This window comes from Clostridium sp. CS1-1, assembly GCF_056135525.1.
The window spans coordinates 4484330-4509243 of record NZ_CM148680.1 but is presented as its reverse complement, the minus strand read 5'-3'; the positions used below and the strand labels follow the sequence as shown (position 1 = coordinate 4509243).

General features: G+C 30.8%; 22 protein-coding genes. 15 read left to right on the top strand and 7 right to left on the bottom strand.

Translation table 11 applies throughout. The features are described 5' to 3' along the window. Positions 1–15 precede the first annotated feature (15 nt). Complete coding sequence (gene yihA, locus AC0N0V_RS21315; RefSeq protein ID WP_474460904.1) at positions 16–624, top strand: ribosome biogenesis GTP-binding protein YihA/YsxC; 609 nt, start codon at positions 16–18, stop codon at positions 622–624. Positions 625–684: 60 nt separating this feature from the next. Then, on the top strand, positions 685–1485 hold the full coding sequence (locus tag AC0N0V_RS21310) for a lysostaphin resistance A-like protein (RefSeq protein WP_474460903.1): 801 nt from the start codon (positions 685–687) through the stop codon (positions 1483–1485). A gap of 72 nt (positions 1486–1557) precedes the next feature. Here the strand turns inward: AC0N0V_RS21310 and AC0N0V_RS21305 are convergent, their stop codons facing one another. The 3 genes from AC0N0V_RS21305 to AC0N0V_RS21295 all read right to left on the bottom strand — a co-directional run bounded on the left by AC0N0V_RS21305 (position 1558) and on the right by AC0N0V_RS21295 (position 2552). After that, positions 1558–1977, bottom strand: coding sequence for a hypothetical protein (locus AC0N0V_RS21305; RefSeq protein WP_474460902.1), 420 nt, complete (start codon positions 1975–1977; stop codon positions 1558–1560). Between the two features lie 62 nt (positions 1978–2039). Then, the gene (locus tag AC0N0V_RS21300) at positions 2040–2198 is read right to left on the bottom strand and encodes a hypothetical protein (RefSeq protein ID WP_474460900.1); all 159 of its coding nucleotides are present in this window, start codon (positions 2196–2198) and stop codon (positions 2040–2042) included. A gap of 210 nt (positions 2199–2408) precedes the next feature. Continuing rightward, positions 2409–2552: a hypothetical protein gene (locus tag AC0N0V_RS21295; protein ID WP_474460898.1), complete on the bottom strand. Its 144-nt coding sequence runs from the start codon at positions 2550–2552 to the stop codon at positions 2409–2411. Between the two features lie 412 nt (positions 2553–2964). Between AC0N0V_RS21295 and AC0N0V_RS21290 the strand changes: the two genes are divergently transcribed. Further along, positions 2965–3918 (top strand): helix-turn-helix transcriptional regulator, encoded by a 954-nt coding sequence (locus AC0N0V_RS21290; RefSeq protein ID WP_474460896.1) that lies wholly within the window; start codon positions 2965–2967, stop codon positions 3916–3918. Between the two features lie 159 nt (positions 3919–4077). Here AC0N0V_RS21290 and AC0N0V_RS21285 read toward each other — a convergent pair whose 3' ends face one another. Beyond that, entirely contained in the window at positions 4078–5016 is a 939-nt protein-coding gene (locus AC0N0V_RS21285) for an FG-GAP repeat domain-containing protein (protein WP_474460895.1), read from the bottom strand. A 137-nt stretch (positions 5017–5153) separates the two neighbouring features. Between AC0N0V_RS21285 and AC0N0V_RS21280 the strand changes: the two genes are divergently transcribed. Further along, a complete protein-coding gene (locus AC0N0V_RS21280) occupies positions 5154–6383 on the top strand; it encodes an ABC transporter substrate-binding protein (RefSeq protein ID WP_474460894.1) in 1230 nt (409 codons plus the stop codon). A gap of 136 nt (positions 6384–6519) precedes the next feature. On the opposite strand, the gene perR is transcribed toward AC0N0V_RS21280, so the two are convergent. Next, the gene (gene perR / locus AC0N0V_RS21275; protein ID WP_474460892.1) at positions 6520–6945 is read right to left on the bottom strand and encodes a transcriptional regulator PerR; all 426 of its coding nucleotides are present in this window, start codon (positions 6943–6945) and stop codon (positions 6520–6522) included. Positions 6946–7139: 194 nt separating this feature from the next. On the opposite strand from perR, the gene AC0N0V_RS21270 reads away from it, so the two are divergent. Further along, complete coding sequence (locus AC0N0V_RS21270; RefSeq protein ID WP_474460890.1) at positions 7140–8099, top strand: YbgA family protein; 960 nt, start codon at positions 7140–7142, stop codon at positions 8097–8099. A 718-nt stretch (positions 8100–8817) separates the two neighbouring features. Continuing rightward, positions 8818–10155 (top strand): APC family permease, encoded by a 1338-nt coding sequence (locus AC0N0V_RS21265; protein WP_474460888.1) that lies wholly within the window; start codon positions 8818–8820, stop codon positions 10153–10155. Positions 10156–10241: 86 nt separating this feature from the next. On the opposite strand, the gene pfkA is transcribed toward AC0N0V_RS21265, so the two are convergent. Both pfkA and AC0N0V_RS21255 read right to left on the bottom strand, forming a co-directional pair. Then, a complete protein-coding gene (pfkA, locus tag AC0N0V_RS21260) occupies positions 10242–11204 on the bottom strand; it encodes a 6-phosphofructokinase (protein WP_474460886.1) in 963 nt (320 codons plus the stop codon). Between the two features lie 120 nt (positions 11205–11324). Further along, a complete protein-coding gene (locus tag AC0N0V_RS21255) occupies positions 11325–13673 on the bottom strand; it encodes a helix-turn-helix domain-containing protein (protein ID WP_474460884.1) in 2349 nt (782 codons plus the stop codon). A 545-nt stretch (positions 13674–14218) separates the two neighbouring features. Here AC0N0V_RS21255 and AC0N0V_RS21250 point away from each other — a divergent pair. The 9 genes from AC0N0V_RS21250 (at position 14219) to AC0N0V_RS21210 (ending at position 24892) form a co-directional block, all read left to right on the top strand. Continuing rightward, the gene (locus AC0N0V_RS21250; RefSeq protein ID WP_474460882.1) at positions 14219–15208 is read left to right on the top strand and encodes a sugar ABC transporter substrate-binding protein; all 990 of its coding nucleotides are present in this window, start codon (positions 14219–14221) and stop codon (positions 15206–15208) included. Between the two features lie 201 nt (positions 15209–15409). After that, complete coding sequence (locus AC0N0V_RS21245) at positions 15410–16906, top strand: sugar ABC transporter ATP-binding protein (protein ID WP_474460881.1); 1497 nt, start codon at positions 15410–15412, stop codon at positions 16904–16906. Then, entirely contained in the window at positions 16907–17974 is a 1068-nt protein-coding gene (locus AC0N0V_RS21240) for an ABC transporter permease (RefSeq protein WP_474460880.1), read from the top strand. 90 nt (positions 17975–18064) lie between these two features. Further along, positions 18065–19291 carry an NAD(P)-dependent malic enzyme gene (locus AC0N0V_RS21235; RefSeq protein WP_474460879.1) on the top strand — a complete coding sequence of 409 codons (1227 nt, stop codon included), beginning with the start codon at positions 18065–18067 and terminating at the stop codon, positions 19289–19291. A 209-nt stretch (positions 19292–19500) separates the two neighbouring features. After that, positions 19501–20529 (top strand): type II glyceraldehyde-3-phosphate dehydrogenase, encoded by a 1029-nt coding sequence (locus tag AC0N0V_RS21230; protein ID WP_474460877.1) that lies wholly within the window; start codon positions 19501–19503, stop codon positions 20527–20529. Next, on the top strand, positions 20514–21773 hold the full coding sequence (locus tag AC0N0V_RS21225) for a phosphoglycerate kinase (RefSeq protein ID WP_474460876.1): 1260 nt from the start codon (positions 20514–20516) through the stop codon (positions 21771–21773). The genes AC0N0V_RS21230 and AC0N0V_RS21225 overlap by 16 nt, the downstream gene beginning before the upstream one ends. Before the next feature lie 330 nt (positions 21774–22103). After that, positions 22104–22949, top strand: coding sequence for a transketolase (locus AC0N0V_RS21220; protein WP_474460874.1), 846 nt, complete (start codon positions 22104–22106; stop codon positions 22947–22949). Further along, positions 22949–23920 carry a transketolase family protein gene (locus AC0N0V_RS21215; RefSeq protein ID WP_474460873.1) on the top strand — a complete coding sequence of 324 codons (972 nt, stop codon included), beginning with the start codon at positions 22949–22951 and terminating at the stop codon, positions 23918–23920. The genes AC0N0V_RS21220 and AC0N0V_RS21215 overlap by 1 nt, the downstream gene beginning before the upstream one ends. Positions 23921–24097: 177 nt before the next feature. Further along, positions 24098–24892 carry a 5-deoxy-glucuronate isomerase gene (locus AC0N0V_RS21210; protein WP_474460871.1) on the top strand — a complete coding sequence of 265 codons (795 nt, stop codon included), beginning with the start codon at positions 24098–24100 and terminating at the stop codon, positions 24890–24892. The last annotated feature ends 22 nt before the right edge of the window (positions 24893–24914 follow it).

The window sequence follows — 24914 nt, the reverse complement described above, 5'->3', positions numbered from 1 at the left end:
GACGGAGATGAGTTTATGGAAATAAAACAATCTGAATTTATAACTTCAGCAGTATTGGAATCCCAATATCCTACAGATGAAAGGGTTGAAATAGCCTTTGTTGGAAGATCAAATGTTGGGAAATCATCCCTTATAAATACCTTAACAAATAGAAGGAAACTAGTTAAAGTTAGTGGTACACCAGGAAAGACAAGGTTAGTAAATTTCTTTTTAATTAATAATGAATTTTACTTTGTTGATTTGCCAGGATACGGTTATGCAAAGGTTTCAAAAGAGGAGAAAAAAGGCTGGGGAAAGGTAATTGAAACATACCTACTGAAAAGACACCAGTTAAAAAAGATAGCACTTCTCGTGGATTGTAGGCATAAACCATCTGAAGATGATATAATCATGTATGAGTGGATTAAGCATTACAACTATGATGCTGTTATTGTTGCCACAAAAATCGATAAGCTAACTAAGAATGAACTTCAGAAGAATTTAAAGATGATTAAAGATACGCTGCAATTGAAAAAAACTGATGAACTGGTAACCTTCTCCTCCCTTAAAAGACTAGGAAAAGAGGAGCTTTTAGAGGTTATAGAAAGGACATTGGCAGATAACGAAAGTAAAATTGAGGAATAGCTTTAGTTTGAGAAAATCTTATTAATATTGTTAGCAAGAAGTAAATAGGGAGAAAATAAGATGACTAATATCGATTTGATGAAAGATGCCCTTGTATTTATATTTGTTTATATTCCTCCACTTATTTTATTCATAAGATTTTGGAGAGAAAAGCATAGAGGGAAAATACTACTGGTATTAATAAGTATCTTATACATTGTATTTTCATTTTTTACTCAGAATCTGCTTCCCTTTATTCTTGTACTATTTAACATTAGATATTTAAAATCTACTAATAGCAACTACGATACTTTTAGAAATCAATATTCAACATCATATGATATGAATTATGATAAACCAACCATAAGTACTAGAGTTAGAGAAGATTACGAAAGATTTAAGTTTAGTATAAAAAAATTCAACTTGTTTTTAGCTATAAAGTTAACAATAGTTTCTTACTTAGTGACAATTTTAATATCAATACTCGAAACAATTATTCTTTCGAAATATAAGGTACAGGTGGAACAACAAGAAGTAGTTACTTGGATGTCAAATATGCCTTTAAACAAATTTCTAATAATTGTTCCGGTGGTTATAATATTTGCCCCAGTTCTTGAAGAATTCGTATTTAGATGGTTGATATTTGAAAAAGTATTTAGACCAAGGATTGGTATATATCTCGCGGCTATATTAAGCAGTATAATATTTGGATTTATTCACTTTAATGTAAGAGCATTTCCCTTGCTGGTGTGGATTGGAATATATAACTGCTACTTAATACAAAAAAGGGGATACTGGTATTCGGTATTTAATCATTTTATGTTTAATTTTATTACTACAATGATGTTATTATTGGAGAAGTTAGGAACAATTAAAATTTAAAATATAATAAATAATAAAGACATGTTTCTATAAAATCCACATGTCTTTATTTTATGTGTAAATAAGATGATGTTATCTATTTTTGCCTCTCTTATCTTTTCTGTCTCCTCTACTATCATCAGATCCCAAACTTGACTTTAAAAATCCCATTAACTCATTCTTATCTTCAGGAGACTGTTGGATAGTCTTTATAGCGTTTAGTAATTCGTCTTGAACATTTCTGTTTTGACCTTTTTCTACTTCATCTAGTTTATCTGCGATAGCTGATAATTGAGTTCTTAATTTATCTAGATCCACCGAACCAGAATTATTACCTTTATTTATATCATTTAAGTCAAAGTTGCGAAGCATTGAACTTAATTGATCTGTAGTCATGTTGTTAGCGCCTACAAATGAGGAAAGTAGGGAAATAATTTGGTTTAAATCTAAGTTTTTTAACAATTCGCCTATATTAATATTATCAACAAAGCTTTTTTTGCGATGTTTTCCCATTATATCACTCCTTTATATTAAGGAGAGCTTTTTAAGCTCTCCTATGGAAATTTAAACTTAAGTTAGCAACGGTGATGATGATGACTAAATCCGCATCCGCAAACTATTATAACCGCAAGTACAACTAGAATAGCTAACATAGCACTTTTTCTCTTGTTGCCGCATCCTAATAGAATTAATGCTATTATAGCTGCCAATGATACTGCTCCTCCGTTATGCATACTCTAACCCCCCTTTCTGGGCTGTGGTTTTATTTTAGTCTTTTCACTTTATATCCTTAGTTTATATTACTTTAGTTCTTAAGTTACTAATTAGCCTAAGGTTCATAATAGGTTGTAGCAAATAACTACAACCTGATTCACAGGTACATGAGTACTTTTATCTTAAGCTAATGGACAGAATTCATTTTACTGAAAGTTGCATTTAGACTACTAGCGTCTTCCAGAATTGCAACCGCAGATGATTAATATAGCAAGTACAGCTAGGATAGCAAGGAAAGCACCTTTTCTTCTATTAAATATTAATAGAAATAATCCTATTAGAGCTGCTAATGCTAGTAATTGTTTATCATGCATACTCTAACCCCCCTTTCTGGGCTGTGGTTTTATTTTTGATTTTTCACTTTATATCTTTTGTTTTAACTTTATTTAATCTTGTGTTTATAAACTTTATTTGTCTTTTAAATGTTTCATAGTATATACTATTCATTTTTGGAAGATTTGACACAAAAAAATAAAAGTATATTTTTGAAGATAGTATACTAAGCTATATGTTAGATGACAACAGTTAGTAATATAGTGAACAAGATAATTGTAAGTAGCTAATAAAACTACATGGCTAAATGAAATCATATTGTAACTTATAGCCCATAATAATGAATGATTACAATAATTTACTTTAAATTTATACAAAAATAGTCTCAAAAAAATAGAAAAAAGGACGATATAAGTAAAGATTAGTATAAAAATTATTATGGGGGTAAAAAATATGTCGAAAATATCTCACTTGCTTGAAATGTTAATTACACTACAATATAAAGGTCTAACGACTGCATCAGAATTAGCGGAAACTTTAGAAGTTGATAAAAAAACTATATATAGATATATAAATAGCCTAAATATGGCTAGTATACCTGTTCATACCAAAAAGGGTAGATATGGCGGCTTTTATATAGATGAAGAATTCTATATGAAGCCATCAAAGCTTAGAGAGGAAGAATTACAATCATTATTAATGGCATCTCAAATTTTAACATTGGAAAATGGATTTATGCATGAAAAGGACTTGCAGAGTGCTGTAGAAAAAGTAAAGAGTTTATGCATTAATAGCGATAATGAGTTGAAAGATTTGAATGATAATAATACTTTTAAAATAAATGAAATTGGAAACTTACAAAGCCTTGAAGATAAAATTTCAAAGATTAATTATGCAATGAGTAGAGGGAGAGCGCTAAGTATAAATTATTTTTCTATAAATAAGAATAGTGTTAATCTTGAAAAATTGGATGCTTATAACCTAATATTTAAAGAAGGTGCGTGGTACGTAATAGGATATTGCCACAGAAAAGATAACGTAGAAACCTTTAAGATATTAGGAATTAAAGATATTAAAATAACAGATGAAATATATATGCGACCTCACGACTTTTCTCTAAAAGATTATTTGAAAAATAATTGGGGATTATTTAAAGGAAACAAAACTAAAGTTACTATAAAATTTGGAGCAGAAGTTGCTTCATTTATAAAGGATGGAAAATGGCATATTAGTCAGGAACTAGAATGCTTGGATGATGGATCATTAATGTTTACCATATATTTAGACGAAACTGACGAGATAAAAAGGTGGGTAATGGGATTCGGTAAAAATGCTGAAGTTCTTGAACCACAAGAGCTTAGAGAAGAGATGAAAAATGAATTAGAAGAAATGCAAAAAAGATATTAAAAATTTCATATTACAGTGAATAAACTTTAGGAAATGGGGTATTATAATAAATGTAATACGGAGATAAAATCTCCATAAACATCAGATGATTTAATCTTCATTTGATGTAATAACCCCCCATCCCCCTTGGGACCGCAAAACGGTCCCTTTTTGTTGTAGTTATTTAAAGTACATAGAACTAATTTTAAAATAAAAGGTCTCCTTACTATTTACATCAGTGGTTAGTAATATATTAACAGAATAATTTTTTATAGTGTTTTTATTTATATTTGAAGTTCCTCTAAAATTAAGAGTCCAGAGTGCTTCAGATACGCTACCATCTTTATTACATTTATTTTCGGTAAAAAAACCATCCTGAAAAACATAAGTATTATTTTCACCAGCTAGCCTATCTATTACAGATAAACTTGATTTATCTAGAGTTGGAATGAATATTTCTTGCGGTCTATAAGCTTCGTTGTACGGAAGCCCTTGTACAAATTTAATAAATGAACAAATGGTATCCTTCCCCATGAATGTATTAATACTATCATAATTATAATTTTTAAACTTATAGTTTAAAAATATATAATTAGATAAGGAGATATTATCATCTTGTAAAACTCCAGAAATAACCTTTGGAGTTTTATTGTTTTTACAATCTACAAACCCTAATATGTTATTTGAATTTGAAAATATGTTTTCGAATTTACCATTATTCCAAATAAAAATATGTTGTACTGGATTATCTTTATTAGAGGCCTGAACAAAGATCTCGGGAATTTTATCGCGAGATACATCCATGAGAGTTACACGCATTGGCCAGTAAGTAGAATAATAACCAATTGGTGGAGAATTTTTATCTGGTTTAATAGAGAAGCTTTCATCTTTTGTTTTTACCTCAAGAGTATATTTTACTCCGTCTTTTTTCACAGACAGTATGTCCTCCTTTCCATCACCGTTTAAGTCTGCTTTTATTGACTTACCATTAAAAACCTTGTTAGAAGTAGAAGAGTAGTTTTTTGAAAAAAGTAGAATCATTAGTAATATAAATAGTATCAATGTCAAAATTAAAAAGTAGATAAGTTTTTTCTTTAGAAATATTACCCTTAGTTTCATATATTTCACCTCCATTTAATTATATGAAGTTATTATATATTTAATTATTATGCACAAAATAAATTTACAATACATCTCTTGTTTAGTATGAGTGACTAAGTATTCCATTAATACTAAAGTGATGAAAGGAGGAAAATATGATTTGTAAAAAAAGAATCCTACTAATATTTTTGATAATAACATTTGCAATGGGGTTGGCGGGATGTAATAAAAAACAAGAATCATCTAAAGAAAGACAGCTAAATATATATGTAGATAGCAAAGATAATGAATCTTTGAACATACTTAAATTAATATCAGAAGAATATAAAAAGTCCAATTCTAAAGTTAAGGTTAATATTAATAATGCCATTGGAGGAAAAATAGAAGAAGATATAAGTAAGGGAGGAGAAGGAGATATTATCTTTACGTCTAGAAATAATATGATTAAATTAAGTAAAAAAGGACTTTTAAGTGATATGGGAAACTATTTCGACGAAAATAAGGTAAATGAGAGGTACTATACAGTTGTTAAAGCTTACGGAAGATTTAATGATAAATATTATGGTATACCATTAATACCTTATACAATAGAAGTTCTATACAATAAGAACGCCATTGATAAGTTGAATATTAAACCTCCGGCTACTATTAATGATTTAAAAGATATATTAAAGAAACTAAATGATGCAGGTAAAAGGATACCAGTTGCAATAACAGAAGATTTAGATATAAATAGTACTTTATTCTCTATTATTGTCAACAATAATGTTAGCATGAGAAAATTAGAAAGTGTATATGATAGTGGTGCTACTGCTTACAAATCGTTAACTGAGATGCAGCAAGCTTTTGATACACTAGGAGAGTTAACAAAATCAGGAGGAATAAATAAAAATACATTTGAACTTGGTAATGAAAGCACTGTAAATAAGTTCGTTAAAGGAGACATACCATTGTTGATTTGTTCATCTTATTATGCTAGTAGTCTTAAAGATGATAATATAAAAGTGTTAGGTGATAACCTAGGTGATTCTTCAGTAAAATTAAATGTTCCAGTAATTTCGAGCTCTATTATGTGCATACCTATAAATCATAAAAATGGTGAAGAGGTAACTAGTTTTATTAAGTTTGCGCTAGGTGATGAAGGTCAGAAAAAATTATCAGATAAGGGATTTATTACAGGAAACAAAAAACTTAATAATTCTAAAGATACTGGAGTTAAAGGTAGTATTATACAACATCTTGAAAATAGTACAGAAGATAGTGTAGCATATGTATATAACATACCTGAAAAGTTAAAGAGTAGCATATCCTCAAAAATAGATGAATTGCTTTCAGGAAAGCAGAGTAAAAAAGAATGGCAAGAAGCCGTAGATGAGACTTATTAGATATTGAGTAAACTTAAATATAAATAAAAAATCAGGTATAAATTTAATATACCTGATTCTTCATTTAGGATATTTAAACATATTGGTTAGGCGATTAATCTAAACAACTTAATTATAAAAAGTTGTTTAGATTGACCTAAATCTCTTCGGAATCCTGTTTGCAAGATTTACATACACCGTAAAAATAAATCTGATTGGTTACTATATCGTAATCAGTAAGATTCTTTACTTTATCATTTAAATCTGTAAAGCAAATTCCTTCAACATCATCAACTTTACCACAGTTTAGACATTGAATATGGGAGTGAGGACATATCTTTCCATCATACCTAAAATTACCTTCACCTACATTTAGCTCTTGAACTAAATCTACTTCAACCAATGTTTTCAAAGCCTTATAAACTGTAGCTAAGCTCATTGTAGGATATTCTGGTTGTAAAGCCTTGTATATTGTTTCAGCAGATGGGTGTTCGTTCGTAGATTGTAGATATTTATAAACAGCAATACGCTGAGGAGTAAGTTTTAATTTTTTTTCTCTAAAGATACTTGCGAGGTTATCCATATACACCATCCTTACTATATAATTAGTTATACTATATAATAAAAATTATCAATTGTCAAAAGTTATTTTATGGAATCTGATTTTAGTTAGGTGCTTATATTGAAATTTTAAGTAATATAAAAAAAAATATTGCAGAGAATATAACTTAGGATTAGTATTAGCAGGTGTCAATAAAAAATAAGGGGTTGACTTTGATGAATATAAAACCTACTGTGGTAGTGAGTAAGTGTCTGGGATTTGATGCTTGCAGATATAATGGGCAAATGCAGAAAGATGACTTTGTCCAAAGGCTTAAAGATTTCGTAAATTTTATAACAGTATGTCCTGAGGTTGAAATTGGCTTACAGATACCTAGAGAATCTATAAGGATAGTTAATGTAAACGAACATAATAGAATTATTCAACCTAAAACAGGAAGAGAATTATCAAAAGAAATGTATAGTTTTTCAAGAAGCTTTCTAGATAATCTCAATGAAGTTGATGGATTTATATTGAAATCTAGATCGCCATCTTGTGGAATTAAAGATGTAAGAATCTATAATAACATGAGCAAAGAAGCGAGATCAATAAAGGGTATGGGGGTATTTGGAGGAGAAGTTCTAAATAAGTATTCTTACTTAGCCGTAGAGGATGAGGGAAGACTTAAGAATTATAAAATTAGAGAGCATTTTCTAACTAAGCTATATACTATGTCAAAGTTTAGAAATATTAAAAACTTAAAGTCTATTAAAGCATTGATGAATTTTCATGATAATAATAGATTGTTATTTGCCTGTTATAATAAAAAAGAGTTTAAAAAACTTGATGCTATATTAAAGAATATCAAAGCAACTAATGTTGAAGAGCTTTTTAGCAATTACGAATATAGTTTATCTTTAATTTTAACTAGAGTACCAAGGTATACCTCAAACATTAGTATAATGATAAATGTTTTAGGAGAATATATAAATGAGCTCAGTGAAAAAGAAAAAAAGTTTATGCTAGACACTATTGAAAAGTATAGAAAGGGAAATATACCATTTACTGTTCCTTTGTATTTATTAAAGAGTTATGTAATAAGGTTTAATGATAAAGCTACTATTAATCAAAGTTTTTTCGAGCCTTATCCTCATGAACTTGTTGAAATGCGAGATTCAGGTAAAGTTTTAACTTAGGTAGTAAGTTTAAATAATTACAAAAGTGAGGTGGATATAATACTGTTATTAAAATATAAATCGTAAAAACTGCTTAGTAGTTGTTTAATAAGAGGAGAGATATTATGTGAAAATTTATTTATAATACTCTTAAATTTGTGGATGAAAAATATAGGTTTACTAAAATGAATGAAATGAAAATATGTTACAAAAATCTCTTGAATATGACAAACTTTTCTGTTCACTTGTATAGTTGAAAAAGGTAAAAAGTATAGATTCATCTTTCACAAATAGAATATATTCAACGTTTAAAACTAAAGTTATATTTAACTGTTTGGCAATTTACTTGAGATAATTTTGTTAAAGTTAATTTTTATTATGAACATAATTGTTAATTCATAAAAGAAACATAGCAAGAATTTTGTAAAATTTCATACAATATAAAAAAGAATGTGAATGTTTTGATTCACATGTTTTAAAGGTTAAACTATTCAAATTAAAATAATTAGTCGATTAATTGAGTAAATAGCAGTTTTGCAAACAACATATTGCAAAAAACAACTTTTAGACACTAGTTTTATAACTAAATTATACTTATTATGAAAATTAATGTAAATTTTCAGATAAAAATAAAATTATTGCGAAAATTGTACTTGATTTAACATGTAAATCATGTTAATATTTTATCGGAATGAAAATATGTATTATTATTAAATTTTGTAGGGAGGTAAGTCAAAAAATGAGTAAAGATGAATTAAAAAAAGAGATTGGTCTCGTACCCGCCCTTGCAATCGTTATAGGTATGGTTATAGGTTCAGGAGTTTTCTTTAAACCTACGGCTGTATTTACTGCAACAGGTGCGCCAGGATTAGGTATGATTGCTTGGGTTCTAGGTGGAATTATATCTGTAGCAGGTGGTCTTACAGCTGCTGAAGTAGCTGCAGCGATTCCTAAAACAGGTGGTATGATAGCATACTTAACTGAAACTTATGGAGACCTTTGGGGTTATCTTTTAGGATGGGCTCAAACAGTAATATATTTCCCAGCTAATATAGCTGCGATAGCAATAATATTTGGAACACAGGTTGTTTCATTATTAGGCCTTACTGATGGAATGATAGTTCCAATAGCAATTATAACTACTATATTCTTAATATGTATGAATTCACTAGGATCAAAGACAGGTGGAGCTATACAAACTGTTGCAACTCTAGGTAAGTTAGTTCCGCTATTTGCAATAATAATAGTTGGTCTAATGAAAGGTGATGGTGGAGTAGTAAGATTATTCCCAGTGACAGCTGCTAATCACCCAATCGGTACAAGTCTTGGATCAGCTCTTGTAGCTACGATGTTTGCCTATGATGGATGGATAAACGTTGGAGCGATAGCTGGAGAAATGAAAAATCCTGCTAGAGATTTACCAAAAGCAATTATTGGTGGTTTATCACTAGTTATGGCAGTTTATTTATTAATAAACGTAGCTTATTTATTCGTATTACCTGCAAGTGCTCTTGCTGCAACTAAAACACCAGCTGCTGAAGTAGCTAAAATAATTTTTGGACCATCAGGTGGAAAAATTATTACTGTAGGTATTCTAGTTTCAATTTTTGGAGCTCTAAATGGATATATATTAACAGGAATGAGAATTCCATATTCATTAGCAGTTGAAAACAAGTTACCAGGAAGTAATTGGTTAGCAAAATTACACCCAACTTTTAAAACACCTATAAACAGCGGTATATTAATAGGTATAATATCAATACTATTAATATTCTCAGGTAAGTTTGACCAGTTAACAGACTTATTAATATTCGTAATTTGGATATTCTATGTTATGACATTCTTTGCTTTATTTACTCTTAGAAAGAATCAACCAAACTTACACAGACCATATAAAGTTCCTTTATATCCTATAGTACCAGCTATAGCTATTATTGGAGGTTTATATATAATATTAAATACTCTATTTACACAACCTATGAACGCAGGACTAGGATTAATAGCTACATTAATAGGATATCCTGTATATTTATCAAGAAAAGATAAATTTAAAAAAGCTGATGATAATATAGCTTAATTTTAAAATAATTTAAGGCTGTAAGAAAATAACTTTAATAAGTTTTTTCTTACAGCTTTTTTAAATGAAACAGTTATAGAAACAAACTAGTATAAAGAAAACTTTTCTAATAAGTCATAACACTCACTATGTAACTCTTTTTTAGTACAAATAGCTTCTTCTATATCTACATCAATAATTGAATTACCCTTAATGCCAATTGCTTTAGAGGAGTCTTGTTTTATCAATAAATCAACGGCTCTAGCACCCATCCTACTAGCAAGAACTCTATCAAAAGCAGATGGACTACCACCTCTTTGTATAAAACCAAGCATAGTAACCCTTGTATCTATCCCAGTTTTTTCTTCTATCTCTTTTTTTAGTTGTAATGGATCATACATATTTTCAGCTAATATAATAATATTATTAAGGTTTCCTTTAGACTTATCTTCAATCAATTTTTGGCAGACTGCATTAATTTCTATACCTTTTTCTGGAATAAGAGTAATTTTAGATCCACCTGCTATTCCTGAATATAAGGCTATATCTCCACAATATCTTCCCATAACCTCAATAATTGTAGCTTTTTCATGGGAGATGGTGGTATCACGTACTTTACTTATACAATCTATAACTATATTTAATGTCGTATCAAAACCAATCGAATAATCTGTATATCCTAAATCGTTGTCGATAGTCGCAGGTATGCCTACAACTTTAATACCTGACGTGCTTAGTTTTTGTGCACCCTTGAAAGAACCCTCTCCTCCTATAACTACTAGTCCTTCGACCCCAAACACATCTAAAATATTTAGAGCTTTCTTTTGACCTTCTTCTGTCATAAATTCTTTTGATCTTGCTGTTTTTAAAATAGTTCCTCCTTTATCAATAATATTTTCAACTGTTGAAACCTCTAAATGTTTAATTTCTCCATCAATTAACCCTTTATAGCCTCTTTCAATACCTATAACTTTAATATTATTATAAGCTGCAGACTTTACGACAGCTCGTATTGCAGCATTCATTCCAGGTGCATCTCCACCACTTGTTAAAACTCCTATAGTTTTCAATTGTTATCCCTCCGTAGTATGAAAATTTGGGTAAATGTACACTATTAAACTATTATACAATATAAATTATGAATTTTTAATATATCACTAAATATATTGATTAGTGTCATAAATAAAAGCTTATTTTGAAGAAACTGTTTTACAGGTATTTCTGTATTGGTTAGGAGAAATACCATAGTTTTTTTTAAATGCAGTATAGAAATAGTTACTATTTGTAAAGCCAACTGCTGAAGATATTTCAGAGACTGTAAAGTTAGTTGTTTCTAATAGAAATTTTGCTTTATTAAATCTTAACTCTGATATATAAGTAGATAGTGATTTATTTTCGGTACTCTTAAATATTGATCTTAGATAACTAGATGAAATATTTGCATAATCTGATATAGTATCAATAGATAAATTTGGGTTATTGTAGTTTTCATTAATAAAGCTTATTATACTCTTTATAATATCATTTTTTTTACTTAGTTTCTTTTCATTTAATTGAATAATAAAGTCTGCATATAGATTCATAAACCAATTTTTCACCTCATCAAAGGTTTCTAATTTATCTAAGTTATCTAAGAAGCTCTTAAGATCGATACTTGAATCTTCATTATTAATACTGTATAAGTTATCAATTAATTTTTTAGAATGTAATGCTAACTGAGATATACCAAGGAGCATATTGCTATATGAGTAGGAACTTATTCTTTCAAGTATTCTATCTAATTCACTTTCTACATTTTTTAGGTTTCCTAATTTAACAGCATTAAATAGGGAAGTTTCAATATCATCCCAATAGCGATAATCATTTTTTATATGTGGAATTATTTTATCATAACTTAATAGAGAGCCGGGACCAAATTTCAATGTATAGTTTAGGCAGTTCATAGCAACTTCATATGAGGCCGGTATTTCATATAGGTTATAAGCGTAGCATCCAATTGCTGAAGAAAGAGATAAATTATAATACATCAATACATGTTTTTGAATTTCTGATATAAGGAGTTCAATTGAATCTAAATTTTCACTTTTGGATTTATCTAATGTATTTATAATGAGTGCTATATATTTCTTGCCAATAGGAATGCACTCAGCATTATAATCCTTTGAAAATATATCTTGACATATATTACATATTCCAAATCTTAAGGTCTTCCTATCTTCATGCGAAGAATTAGCATAAAATTTTGCAATATCATCTATTTTAAATAAAACAACTAAACTAACTCCTTCTGATACTTTAATATTTAATTCATCTAACTTTATTTTGATGTCTTTGAAATTTGCTAAATTATTTACTAAAAGGCTTTCGAGTAATCGGTTTCTTACAAAGTTTGTATCCTCAAAAGAAAGTTTTTTTAGAGAGGTACTTTCGTTAAACATTGTATCTATAGCTAAGGATAAAAAATCAAATTCATTTGAGTTGTTTTTACTTGGTAATTTATGATTGCTAAACTTACTTTCAACATCTTTTATAATTTTTCCAATAGGGGAATATATTCTTTTAGAAATAAAATAAGAAGATATTATTCCAATTAGAAATAGTATCAAAAATATTAACATCATTAAACGATTCATTTGGTTAATGCTACCTAATAATGTTTTATACGGAGTTATTGCTATGAGTTTTAAACCAAGTTTGTCTGAAGAGTTGTAGGAAATTACACATGGCTTATCATCTATGTTAGATAAAAAACTACCCTTTGAATTTTGTGAATTAAGTATAGTCTTTATATATTCGAGTGAAGAAATATTTTTTAGAAACATATCTGAATTTGAGTGAAAAACTATATTACCAGTCTTATTAATAGCGAATATATCACATTCGTCTTTTGAAATAGTTTTAAAGTATTTTTCAATCTCATTTATAGATAAATTTAAAACTATAGCTCCATCTGGTAAATTATTTTTAGAATTTTTAGTATTAGAAAATGTTATGGAAAGAATATTTTGATCATATTTTAAGTTATCTTTTGATGTAAAGTTAATTTTTCTTGGAATTAATTTTGTACTAAATCCCTCTGATGAGTTATTTAAAAGAGTTAAAAGATCGTGATCATAAAAGTTATTGATAGTTACAGTTTCACTTATAGAACTATATACCTTGTAGTTATTGTTGTTATAGATATAAATTGAATGAATAGATGGTAATGGGGAACTTAGCTGGACTATTTTAGAGTTTTCATTAGAATTATAGTATTTGTTTTTCCCGTAATACATTAAGTTATATATGTCTTCATTTAGGTACAATTGATACAAAAATAGCTTGGACCAATTCAAAGTATAATCCGTATAATAACTAGCTTGATTTAATATTTTTTGTGAATTATTTATTGAGTTCTCGATTACCTGATTTTTATAGCCGTTATATAGTACCGTTGTTGCTATAGAAAGTATTACAGAGGTAAGTATTATGTAAGATAGAATTAGTTTTGTAAATGTACTATTAAAGTTAATCTTTCTATTTGTTATGGTTTTCTTCATTATCTTCCTTCCTTTCATTAGTGTTAATTTAAATAAAAAGTCAGAAATAAAAGCTATTTATTTTATTGTAATTAGAGAATATGTATAAAATTTTAGTGTGTTACTCTTAAAAACAAAAGTAATAATTATAAATGTGATACAATAACAAGATAATTATACCAAATGGGTTAAATAATGGAACAATATTTATACTATAAAATTACTTAAAAAACAAATAAAAAATAAAAAATAATAGTTTGAATATTCGTTAAAATAAATTACCATGAATATACAGGTCAAAATAATAAAAATTTATATTTAATCAACTTAGAATAAAAAGCTAATTTAATCTATAAATTTGAATTTAAATTATTAAATATTCTGGAAAATGTGTATGATGTTTAATAATATCACATTTTTTAGAACAAAGGTAGTGCTAAATATTTTTTACATAAATTAGTTCAAATATTATTTAATAGAAGGAGGGTAAGATAACTTACGAATTTGTACTTATAATAATCATAACTTATAATAATTTTAAATTTACTTTCAGAGGGGGAATATTAATGAAAAGGTATGGAAAGATTCTAGGAATACTTGCTATTGCAGCGGTATTATCATCAGCTTTTGTTGGGTGCGGAAATAAAGCAGCTGATAATAGCCAGCAAGCATCAGGACAAAAAGAAGGAAAGACTAATGTAGCAGTTGTACTAAAGGCTGTGAACAGTGACTATTGGAAGATAGTTCAAGCTGGAGCATTAGATGCTGCAAAAGAGTTAGGGGTAGATGTAAAAGTCCTCGGACCTAATGATGAAACAGATATAGCTGGACAAACATCATTAATGGAAGATCAAATAGTAAAAAAAGTATCTGTTATGGTAGTAGCACCATCACAACCTAGTGCTGCTTTATCAACTTTTGATAAAGCAAATGAAGCAAAAATTCCAGTAATACTTATAGATACAGATGCTAAATGGGATAAAAAAGCATCATTTGTTGGAACTGGAAACTTAGCGGGAGGTAAACTTGGTGGTAAATACTTATCTGAAAAAGTTGGAAAAGGAGCAGAAGTTGTTATTATAAGAGGACAACTAGGGGATGCTGCTGCAGATGAGCGCGTAAATGGAGCGAAAGAGGAGTTAGAAGCAGCTGGAGTTAAGGTTATTGCAATACAACCAGCTAATAGTGATAGAAATAAAGCAATGTCTGTAATGGAGAATTTATTACAAACAAATCCAAATATAAAGGGTGTTTTCTGCGGAAATGACGAAATGGCACTAGGAGCAGAAAGAGCATTAAAGCAAGGTAATAAAAAAGATGTAGTAGTTGTAGGATTTGATGGTTCCCCAGATGCATTAAAATCGATAAAAGCAGGTGAACTTACAGCATCAGTAGCACAAAGTCCATATAATATTGGAAAGATGGGAGTAGAAGCTGCTGTAAAAGTTGCTAAAGGGGAAAACGTTGACAAGAGAATTGATACCGGTACAAAAATGATAACTAAAGAAAATGTAGATCAAGCTCAAACTGAACTAGATAAAATACTTAAAAAATAGTGAAGATAAGATATATATAAAGTAATACTTCTAAAATTCATTAATTTTAAGAGCGAAGTATTATAAGAACATAGCCTAGGTGAATTAACTTTAAAAAGATAAGCCCAACTATAAATATATTAATTTACTATTCGTTGGGCTTATCAAACAAGATGACTATTATAAGAACAGCAGTTTATTAAAATCGAGGTGATTTAGATAATGAAGCAGCCCTTTATTGAGTTAAAAGGTGTCTCAAAAGTCTTTCCTGGAGTTAGGGCGTTAAATTCAATAGATTTAGACGTATATCCAGGAGAAGTGTTAGGATTACTTGGGGAAAACGGTGCTGGTAAGTCTACATTAATTAAAATACTAACTGGTGCTCACAAAAATGATGAGGGAAAGATATATATTGAAGGTAAAGAAATTGTTATTAATGGGCCGAAACAGGCCATGGAGTTAGGAATAACAGCTATATATCAAGAATTGAATATTGTTAAACAGCTCACTGTTGCAGAGAATGTTTTTTTAGGGAGAGAAATTAAAACAAGTGGAAAGTATGGATTTCTTAATATCAAAGAAATGAGAGAAAAGTCTTCTGAATTATTAAAAGAATTAGGCCAAGAAATCGATCCTAAAATAGGTATAGATAGATTAGGAATGGGGCAACAACAGATGGTTGAAATTGCTAAAGCATTGTCCGTAAAAACAAAACTTTTAATAATGGATGAGCCTACATCTAGCTTAAGTGGTAGAGAAGTAAAGGAATTACTAAAAACTGTAAGAGATCTAAAGAGGAAAGGAATAGCTATAATATTTATATCACATAGACTAGATGAAATAATGGATATATGTGATAGAGTCACAATTATGAGGGATGGTGAAAAAGTAAAGACTCTTCCAATAACAGAGGTAACTACGGAAGATTTGATAAGATTGATGGTTGGAAGGAACCTAGAGCAACAATTTCCAAAAGTGGAGACAAAAGTTGGAGAAGAAATTTTAAAAGTTGAACATTTAACACGAACTGGAGTATTTAAGGATGTAACTTTTAGTGTTAGAAGAGGAGAAATAGTTGGACTAGCAGGATTGGTAGGTGCAGGCAGAACAGAAGTTGCAAGAGCTATATTTGGAGCGGATTCTATAGATTCAGGAGAAATATATATTCATGGTAAAAAGTCAAAGGTAAAATCCCCAGGGGATGCAATGAAAAAAGGAATAGCGTTTTTAACAGAAGATAGAAAGGGGCAAGGCTTAATACTTGATAACACTGTTGCATTTAATATGAATATTTCATCTTTTAACAAAATAAAATCTGGACTATTGTTGAGTTTAAGTAAATCTAAAAAAAGATGTATAGAAAATATTAAAAAATTAAATATTAATCCTCCATCAGATAAGTTTGTTGTAAGACAATTAAGTGGAGGAAACCAGCAAAAAGTTGTTATAGCAAAATGGCTAAATACTGAGGCGGACATATTTATTTTTGATGAGCCTACAAGAGGAATAGACGTAGGTGCAAAGGTTGAGGTATATAATGTTATAAATGACTTAGTATCAAATGGAGCAGCTGTAATTATGATATCCTCTGAATTGCCCGAAATTTTAGGAATGAGTGATAGAATTCTTGTTATGCATGAAGGTAAAATCACTGGAGAAATAAGTAGGAAAGATGCTAACCAAGAAAATATTATGTTAGCAGCTACAGGGGGGGTTTAAATGGGAGAGATAAATAACAAAGAGATTTTAGATAGTAGAAAAAAAGATAGATTTCAGTTGTCAGAAAAAAAGTCCTTTAAGGGTACATTAAATAAATTTGGATCTGTGCTAGGTTTACTAATACTCTGTGCCATCTTAAGTTTTGCATCAGATCAGTTTTTAACACTTACAAATATAATGAATATAGCTAATCAGTCCGCATTAAATAGCTTAATTTCTGTTGGAATGTTGTTAACTATTTTGACTGCTGGTATTGATCTATCAGTTGGATCTATGTTGGCACTATCATCCTGTATAATGGGGATAGCAATAATGAATTGGCATGTTAACCCTATTATAGCAATCTTAATATGTTTGGCAGTGGGTTCTTTTCTAGGATTTCTTAATGGAATTATGCTTACAAAACTAAAACTACCACACCCGTTCATATCGACATTAGCTATGAAAAATGTAGCAAGAGGATTAGCTCTTATTGTTACAGCGGCTTCTCCTATATCAGGATTCCCTAAGTCAATCCAGTTTTTGGGCTCAGAGAAAATAGGCTCATTACCAGTAAGCTTTATACTAGTTATAGCTGTATTTGCGATATTTCATGTGTTTTTAAATAGAACAGCACAAGGTAGATATATATATGCAGTTGGAGGTAATTTAGAAGCAGCAAAGTTATCAGGTGTTAACGTACAAAGAACATTAATACTAGTTTATTCACTATGTGGATTTATGGCAGCTTTATGCGGGATAGTTCTAGTGGGAAGAGTTAACGCAGCATTCCCACTTGCTGGTTTAGATTATGATGCAGATGCTATTGCAGCTTGTATTATAGGAGGAGCATCTTTTATGGGTGGTTCTGGTACAGTATGGGGAACATTAATAGGAGCTATGATTATGGCTGTTTTAAGAAATGGACTAAATCTTTTAGGTGTGTCAGCAGATTTACAAACAGTAGCCATAGGATTAGTTATAATTGCAGCAGTTTACGTTGATGTTTTAAGAACTCAAGCGGCAAAGAAGGCTAAAATAAGTGCAAATGATAACACAAATGTAAGCACAACAAATGTAAGTGCATAGATATATACTTAATCCTTATAGGACTAGATCGTTAAACTATTACTTTAAAAATATGTTTTTAATAAAAAGTATAGATAGGAGAAAAGTAGAATGGAATTAAGAGAGAGAGCATTAAAGTTTCACATAGATAATGAGGGGAAGATTGCATTAAGATGTAAGGTGCCAGTAAAAAATAAAGAGGATTTGACACTAGCTTATACACCAGGGGTAGCAGAACCATGTCTTGAAATCAATAAAAACTATGATTGTATATATGATTACACTGCAAAAGGAAATTGGGTTGCAGTAGTAACTAATGGTACAGCTGTACTAGGATTAGGAGATATCGGAGCTGGAGCAGGGCTGCCGGTTATGGAAGGTAAATCAGTATTATTTAAGTCATTTGCTGGAGTAGATGCTTTTCCTATATGCTTAGAAACCAAGGATATAAACAAAATTGTTGAGACAGTTAAGCTTATGGAACCTACCTTTGGAGGCGTTAACCTAGAGGATATTAAAGCACCAGAGTGCTTCGAAATAGAAGATAGATTAAAGGAAATATGTAATATTCCAATATTTCACGATGATCAACATGGAACAGCAGTGGTATCTTCAGCTTGTTTAATTAATGCTTTAAAGATTACCAATAAAAAATTTGAAGATTTAAAAGTTGTTATTAATGGTGCAGGAGCAGCAGGAACTGCTATAACCAAACTTTTATTAAAGATGGGAACAAAGAATGTAATACTTTGTGATACTAAAGGTTCTATATATAAAGGTAGAACAGTTGGAATGAATAAATACAAAGATGAAATTGCTGAAATAACAAATCCTAATTTAGAGCAAGGTAGTCTTTCAGAGGTATTAAAAGAAGCAGATGTATTCGTAGGAGTTTCAGCAGCAAATTGTGTAACACCTGAAATGGTTAAGTCAATGAATAGTGATTCAATAATTATGGCAATGGCAAATCCAAATCCTGAAATATTGCCAAACTTAGCAAAAGAAGCAGGTGCTAGAGTAGTATGCACAGGTCGTTCTGATTATCCAAATCAAGTTAACAATGTACTAGCGTTCCCAGGAATATTTAGAGGGGCACTAGATGTTCGAGCTAGTGAAATTAATGATGAAATGAAAATTGCAGCTGCTTATGCAATAGCAGAGCTTATAGAAGAGGACAAATTAAGAGAGGATTATGTTATTCCAGAAGCATTTGATCTAAGAATAGCACCAAAGGTTGCAGCATATGTAGCTAAGGCAGCTATAGAAACAGGAGTTGCTAGAAGGAAGGATGTTACTCCAGAAATGGTTGAAGAGCATACAAAAGAATTGCTTAGGTAAATTTACAATATTTTAACTTTGTTGCGTTAAAAATCAATAGTTATAAAGTTAGAAAGCGTATAGAGTTTTATGATGTGAAATCAGCCTATATCTAGTTTTAGAGATAGGTAAATTGAGAGAAATTTTAATAATCAAGTTAAATAAAAACTTAGTGAGTTTAATTGATAAATAATTTTGTTTCAACTAAATGAATTTAGGAGGAATTAGTGATGATAAAAGTAGGGGTTGCCGGATATGGTGTTATAGGACAAAGATTAGCTGATGGAGTTGCTCTTCAAAAAGACATGGAATTAGTAGGAGTTGCAGATGTTGCGCCTACGCTTTCAGTAAGAGCGTTAAAAGAAAAAGGAATGCCTTACGATTTATATAACTCTCTGCCAGATAACCAAAAATTATTTGATGAGGCAGAAATACCTGTAAGTGGAACACTTGAAGATTTGATACAGAAAGTAGATATTATGCTTGATGCAAGCCCTGGTGGAATAGGAGCAAAGAACAAAGTGCTCTATGAAAAATATAATAAGAAAGCAATATTCCAAGGGGGAGAAAGCAATGATGTTGCGGATGTGTTCTTCCATGGCTATGCAAATTATGAGAGAGGTATTGGACAGCAATTTTTAAAGTTAACTTCATGTAATACTACTGGATTAATCAGGGCTGTTGATTGCTTAGATAGGGAGGTTGGTGTTGAAAAGGTTGCAATTACAATAATAAGACGTGTTGCTGACCCAGGTGATTATCATAGAGGACTTACAAATGCATTACAAGTTGATGAGGCACCAAGTCATCAAGCAGTAGATCTTATGACAATAATGCCACATGTAGATGCAACTGGAATACTGGTTCATACACCAGTAACTCATGGACATATAATCACTGTTCTAGCTACACCTAAAAAAGATATATCCAAAGAGCAATTAATAGGATTGTTTAGTAAACACCCAAGAATAAGAGTTGTAAGACTTGCTGATGGATTCAAAGGAAATGCTTCATTATTCAGATACGCAAGAGATCTTGGAAATCCAAGAGGAGATATGTACGAAATAGCATTATTTGAAGAGTCTGTTGTTAAGTCTGGCAAAGATATAATGTTTGCTATAAATATTCCACAAGAATCAGTAGTTATTCCTGAAAATATAGATGCTATAAGAGCAGCAATGGAAATGCAAGTTGATAGATTTGAAGGAGTTGCAGAAACAAATAAATATTTGGGGTTGGGAAAATGGATGGAAAAATAGGAACCGGGATAAGGTCAATGGAAGAATTCGACTATAGAAACAAGACGGTATTACTAAGACTTGATGTAAATTCCCCAATCGATCCTGAAACTAAGAAGATAGTAAGTGAGAATAGAATAAATAAAAGTATACCTACATTAACATATCTCATAGAGCAGGGGGCTAAGATTGCCATAATAGCTCATCAAGGAGATACACTTGACTACCATAATCTAATACCAATGAAAGAGCATGCAGAAAAGCTATCACAAAGATTGGGTAGAGAAGTTAAGTATATAGATGATGTTTGTGGTCCAGCAGCACAAGATGCGGTTAAGAATTTAAAAACAGGTGAATTGATACTTTTAGGTAATCTTAGATATTTATCAGAAGAGATATCAACCTTTGAGGATGCAGTAAAGCTTGAAGCTAAGGAAATGTTAAATACTTACTTAGTAAGAAGTCTTGCTCCAATAGTAGATTGCTATGTGAATGATGCTTTTGCTGCAGCCCATAGAAATGCTCCTTCTATGGTAGCATTTCAAGAATTACTTCCAACCGCGGCAGGTTCTCTTATGTTTAAAGAACTAAGTGCACTTACAAAGGTTATGGAATGCCCAGATAAACCTTCAGTATTTGTACTTGGTGGGCTTAAGATATCAGACGCTTTTGGGATGATGAAACAAGTATTAGAAAATGGTACTGCAGACAAAATATTATGTTGCGGTATAACAGGCCATATTATGCTTGTGGCAAAGGGATATGATATAGGGCAGGCTAATGAAAAGTTTATTAAAGACAGAAAGCTTGATGTATTCATAAAGCCTGCAAAGGAGTATCTTGAAAAATACGGTGAAAAAATAGTATACCCAATAGATTTAGCATATGAGCAATCGGGGGTTAGAGGAGAAATTTCTATAGAGAATTTGCCTTTGAAAGAAATGTGCATGGATATAGGGCATAAAACTATCAGAATATTTGAAGAAGAACTTTCAAAAGCAGGTACTATATTTGTTAATGGGCCTGCTGGAGTATATGAAAATAAAACATTTGAAGATGGAACAAAGGCTATATGGACTTCAATAGCAGAGGCTAAAGGATACTCTGTTATTGGTGGAGGAGATACAGTAAGTGCAGCGCAGCGTTTCATTGATACATCAAAAATTAATTATGTATGTACAGCTGGTGGGGCAATGGTAAGATTCCTTTCTGGAGTAAAATTACCACTAATTGAAGCAATGAAGAGTGCGTATAGTAAAACTTAGCTTGAGCCTCTATCTGTATTACCAATTCCTCGACACTGTTAAATATTTTTTATGAGTCTAGGGTTCTTGTTTAAAGAAAAGTAAGAATTCTTCATAACTCGCTGTCACTCAGACAATGAAGAATTCTAAGCTTTTTCTAAACAATTCGCCAAGACTCATTAAAAACTATTTAAATGTATCTCCGTAATTGGTAATACAGATAGCAAAATAAGTTAGTTTTTACAATCTTATAAATGAGTACTTAAATATGATTTTGAACTTAACTAACATACGTAGCTAGTTAGTAAAGTTTTACAATCTTGTGGGTGTAAAGGAAGTTGGAGGTGCGTTATGTTAAGCATAGATAGGAAAAGAGAGCTTGAGAAACTGGCTCTTGATATAAGAATTGAGACTGTAAGGGCAATTGGTACTTTGGGGTTTGGACATATGGGGGGAGCTATGTCAGTAGCAGATACTGTTGCAGTGCTTTATGGTGAGGTGATGAAGATAGATCCTAATAATCCAGGATGGGAAGATAGGGATTGGCTTGTATGTTCTAAGGGACATGCTGGACCAGCAATATATTCTGCACTGGCTTTAAAAGGGTATTTTCCAAAGGAAGATTTACTTACATTAAATAAGCCAGGAACCCATTTTCCAAGCCATTGCGATAGAAATCTTACTACAGGAATTGATATGACAACAGGTTCACTTGGACAGGGGGCATCAACAGCATTAGGGGTAGCTATAGGAAACAGGTTAAAGGGCAAGGACAATTATACTTATTTAATACTTGGAGATGGAGAACTTCAGGAGGGACAAGTTTGGGAAGCAGTAATGTGTGCTGCACATCAGAAAGTTGATCACCTTATAGCTTTTGTAGACTATAATAAGCAGCAGCTTGATGGGTTTACAAAGGATATTAATGATATGGGAGATATAAAATCGAAGTTTGAAAGCTTTGGGTGGTTCAGTCAGGGAATAGATGGTCACAATGTTGAGGAAATATATGAGGCAGTATTAAAGGCTAAAGAAAATAAAGGAAAGCCTTCAGTTATAGTACTTAATACTGTTAAAGGGAAAGGGTATTGTCTTGCAGAGGGAGTACCAAATAATCACCACATTACAGTAAGTGAAGAGCAAATGAATAAAGCTTTAGAGGTACTTCAAAAGAAACTTGAAGAGGTGGTGAAATAATGAGTATAAAATTAACTGAGAAAAGAGAAACTGAAAAAATTGCAATGAGAGATATGTATTGTAAGACTTTAATGGAACTTGCAGATAAAAATGAAAATATAGTTGTACTTGATGCAGATTTAATGAGTTCTATGGGAATGGCACCTTTTGGAAAGGCTTATCCTGAAAGAACCTTTAATGTGGGTATTCAAGAAGCAAACATGATAGGGACAGCAGCGGGAATGTCTGCAGTAGGACTAATTCCTTTTGCTCACAGCTTTGGACCATTTGCTACAAGAAGATGCTATGACCAGATATTTTTATCTTGTGGATATTCAAAATTAAACGTAAAAATTACAGGTAGTGACCCTGGAGTTACGGCTGCATTCAATGGCGGAACTCATATGCCTTTTGAAGACATGGGAATTCTTAGAAATATACCTAATATAACAATCATTGAACCTGTAGATAGTGTAATGCTAAAAGATGTTATAGAACAAATATCAGATAAATATGGAGTTTTTTATACAAGGCTTTTAAGAAAGAATGCAGTAAAGGTTTATGAAGAAGGCTCTAAATTTGAAATAGGAAAAGCTATACCATTAAAAGATGGAAAAGATGTAACAATTTTTGCTACGGGAATAATGGTGGATGAGTCATTAAAAGCTGCAGAACAGCTGGAAACAGAAGGTATCTCAGTTAGAGTTCAGAATATGTTCACTCTTAAGCCTATAGATAAAGAGGCAATAATAAAATGTGCAAAAGAAACTGGTGCTATTGTAACAGTTGAAAATCACAGTATTTTGAATGGTTTGGGATCATCAGTAGCAGAAATTATAGCTGAAAATGAACTTGTACCACTTGAAAGAGTAGGGGTAGAGGATAGATTTGGTCAAGTCGGCCCAGTAGATTATTTAAAGGAACAGTATGGTTTAACTGTTGATAACATAATATCAAAGGTTAAGAGAGTATTAGAGAGAAAAGTTAAGTAATCTATTAAGGGTTTTAGTGGCTATAACAAAGGATACATAGATATTGAAAACTATAGCTAAATTTAATAGATTTTAGCGTAGGTTAAAACAAACAAGTTTTTGCTTGTAGGAAGAATTAGTATTTTGAGGTTGTATATCTATAAATAAATTTAAATGGTTATGGAGAGGTGACTAAAAATGTTAAGAATAAGACAAGATGAGTCTTTTAAATATGGCTACAATGCTATAACAACAATGAATGAAGTAGAAGATAATACCATGATGGACTTTGGCATATTAAGACTTGCTGAAGGTCAGGTTGGAATAGATAAAGACAGCAAGGAAAGAGCATTTCTTTTAATAAAGGGTGAAGTAGTTTTTGAATATGAAGGTAAAAAGGAAACCGCTTTAAGAAATTCATGTTTTGATGAAGAGCCATGGGTACTACATGTACCAAAGGATGTAGAAGTAAAAATTACTGGGATTTCTGTAGATACAGAAATCAGCGTTACAAAGACAACAAATAACACTGTATTTGAGTCAAAACTATATACAAATAAGGAGTGTGCAAGTGAGAACCGTGGAGCTGGAACCATGAAAGAGGCTTCTACAAGAATTGTAAGAACTGTATTTGATTACTCAAATGCTAAATATTCAAATTTAGTTATAGGTGAAGTTATAGATTATCCAGGTAAATGGTCAAGCTATCCACCACATTATCACCCACAGCCAGAAATATATTTTTATAAATTCAATCCTGAACAGGGATACGGATTTTGTGAACTAGGAGAAGATGTTGTTAAACTAAGAAATAATGATACAGTAAAAATATTAAATAATGCAACACATCCTCAAACAACAGCACCAGGATATGCAATGTATTACATCTGGGTTATAAGGCATATAGATGGAGATCCATATATAACACCAACTTTTGTTCCAGAACACTTATGGGTTACAGAAAAAGACGCCAAGATTTGGCCGGACAGATAAAAAATATAAATTCGGATAGGGG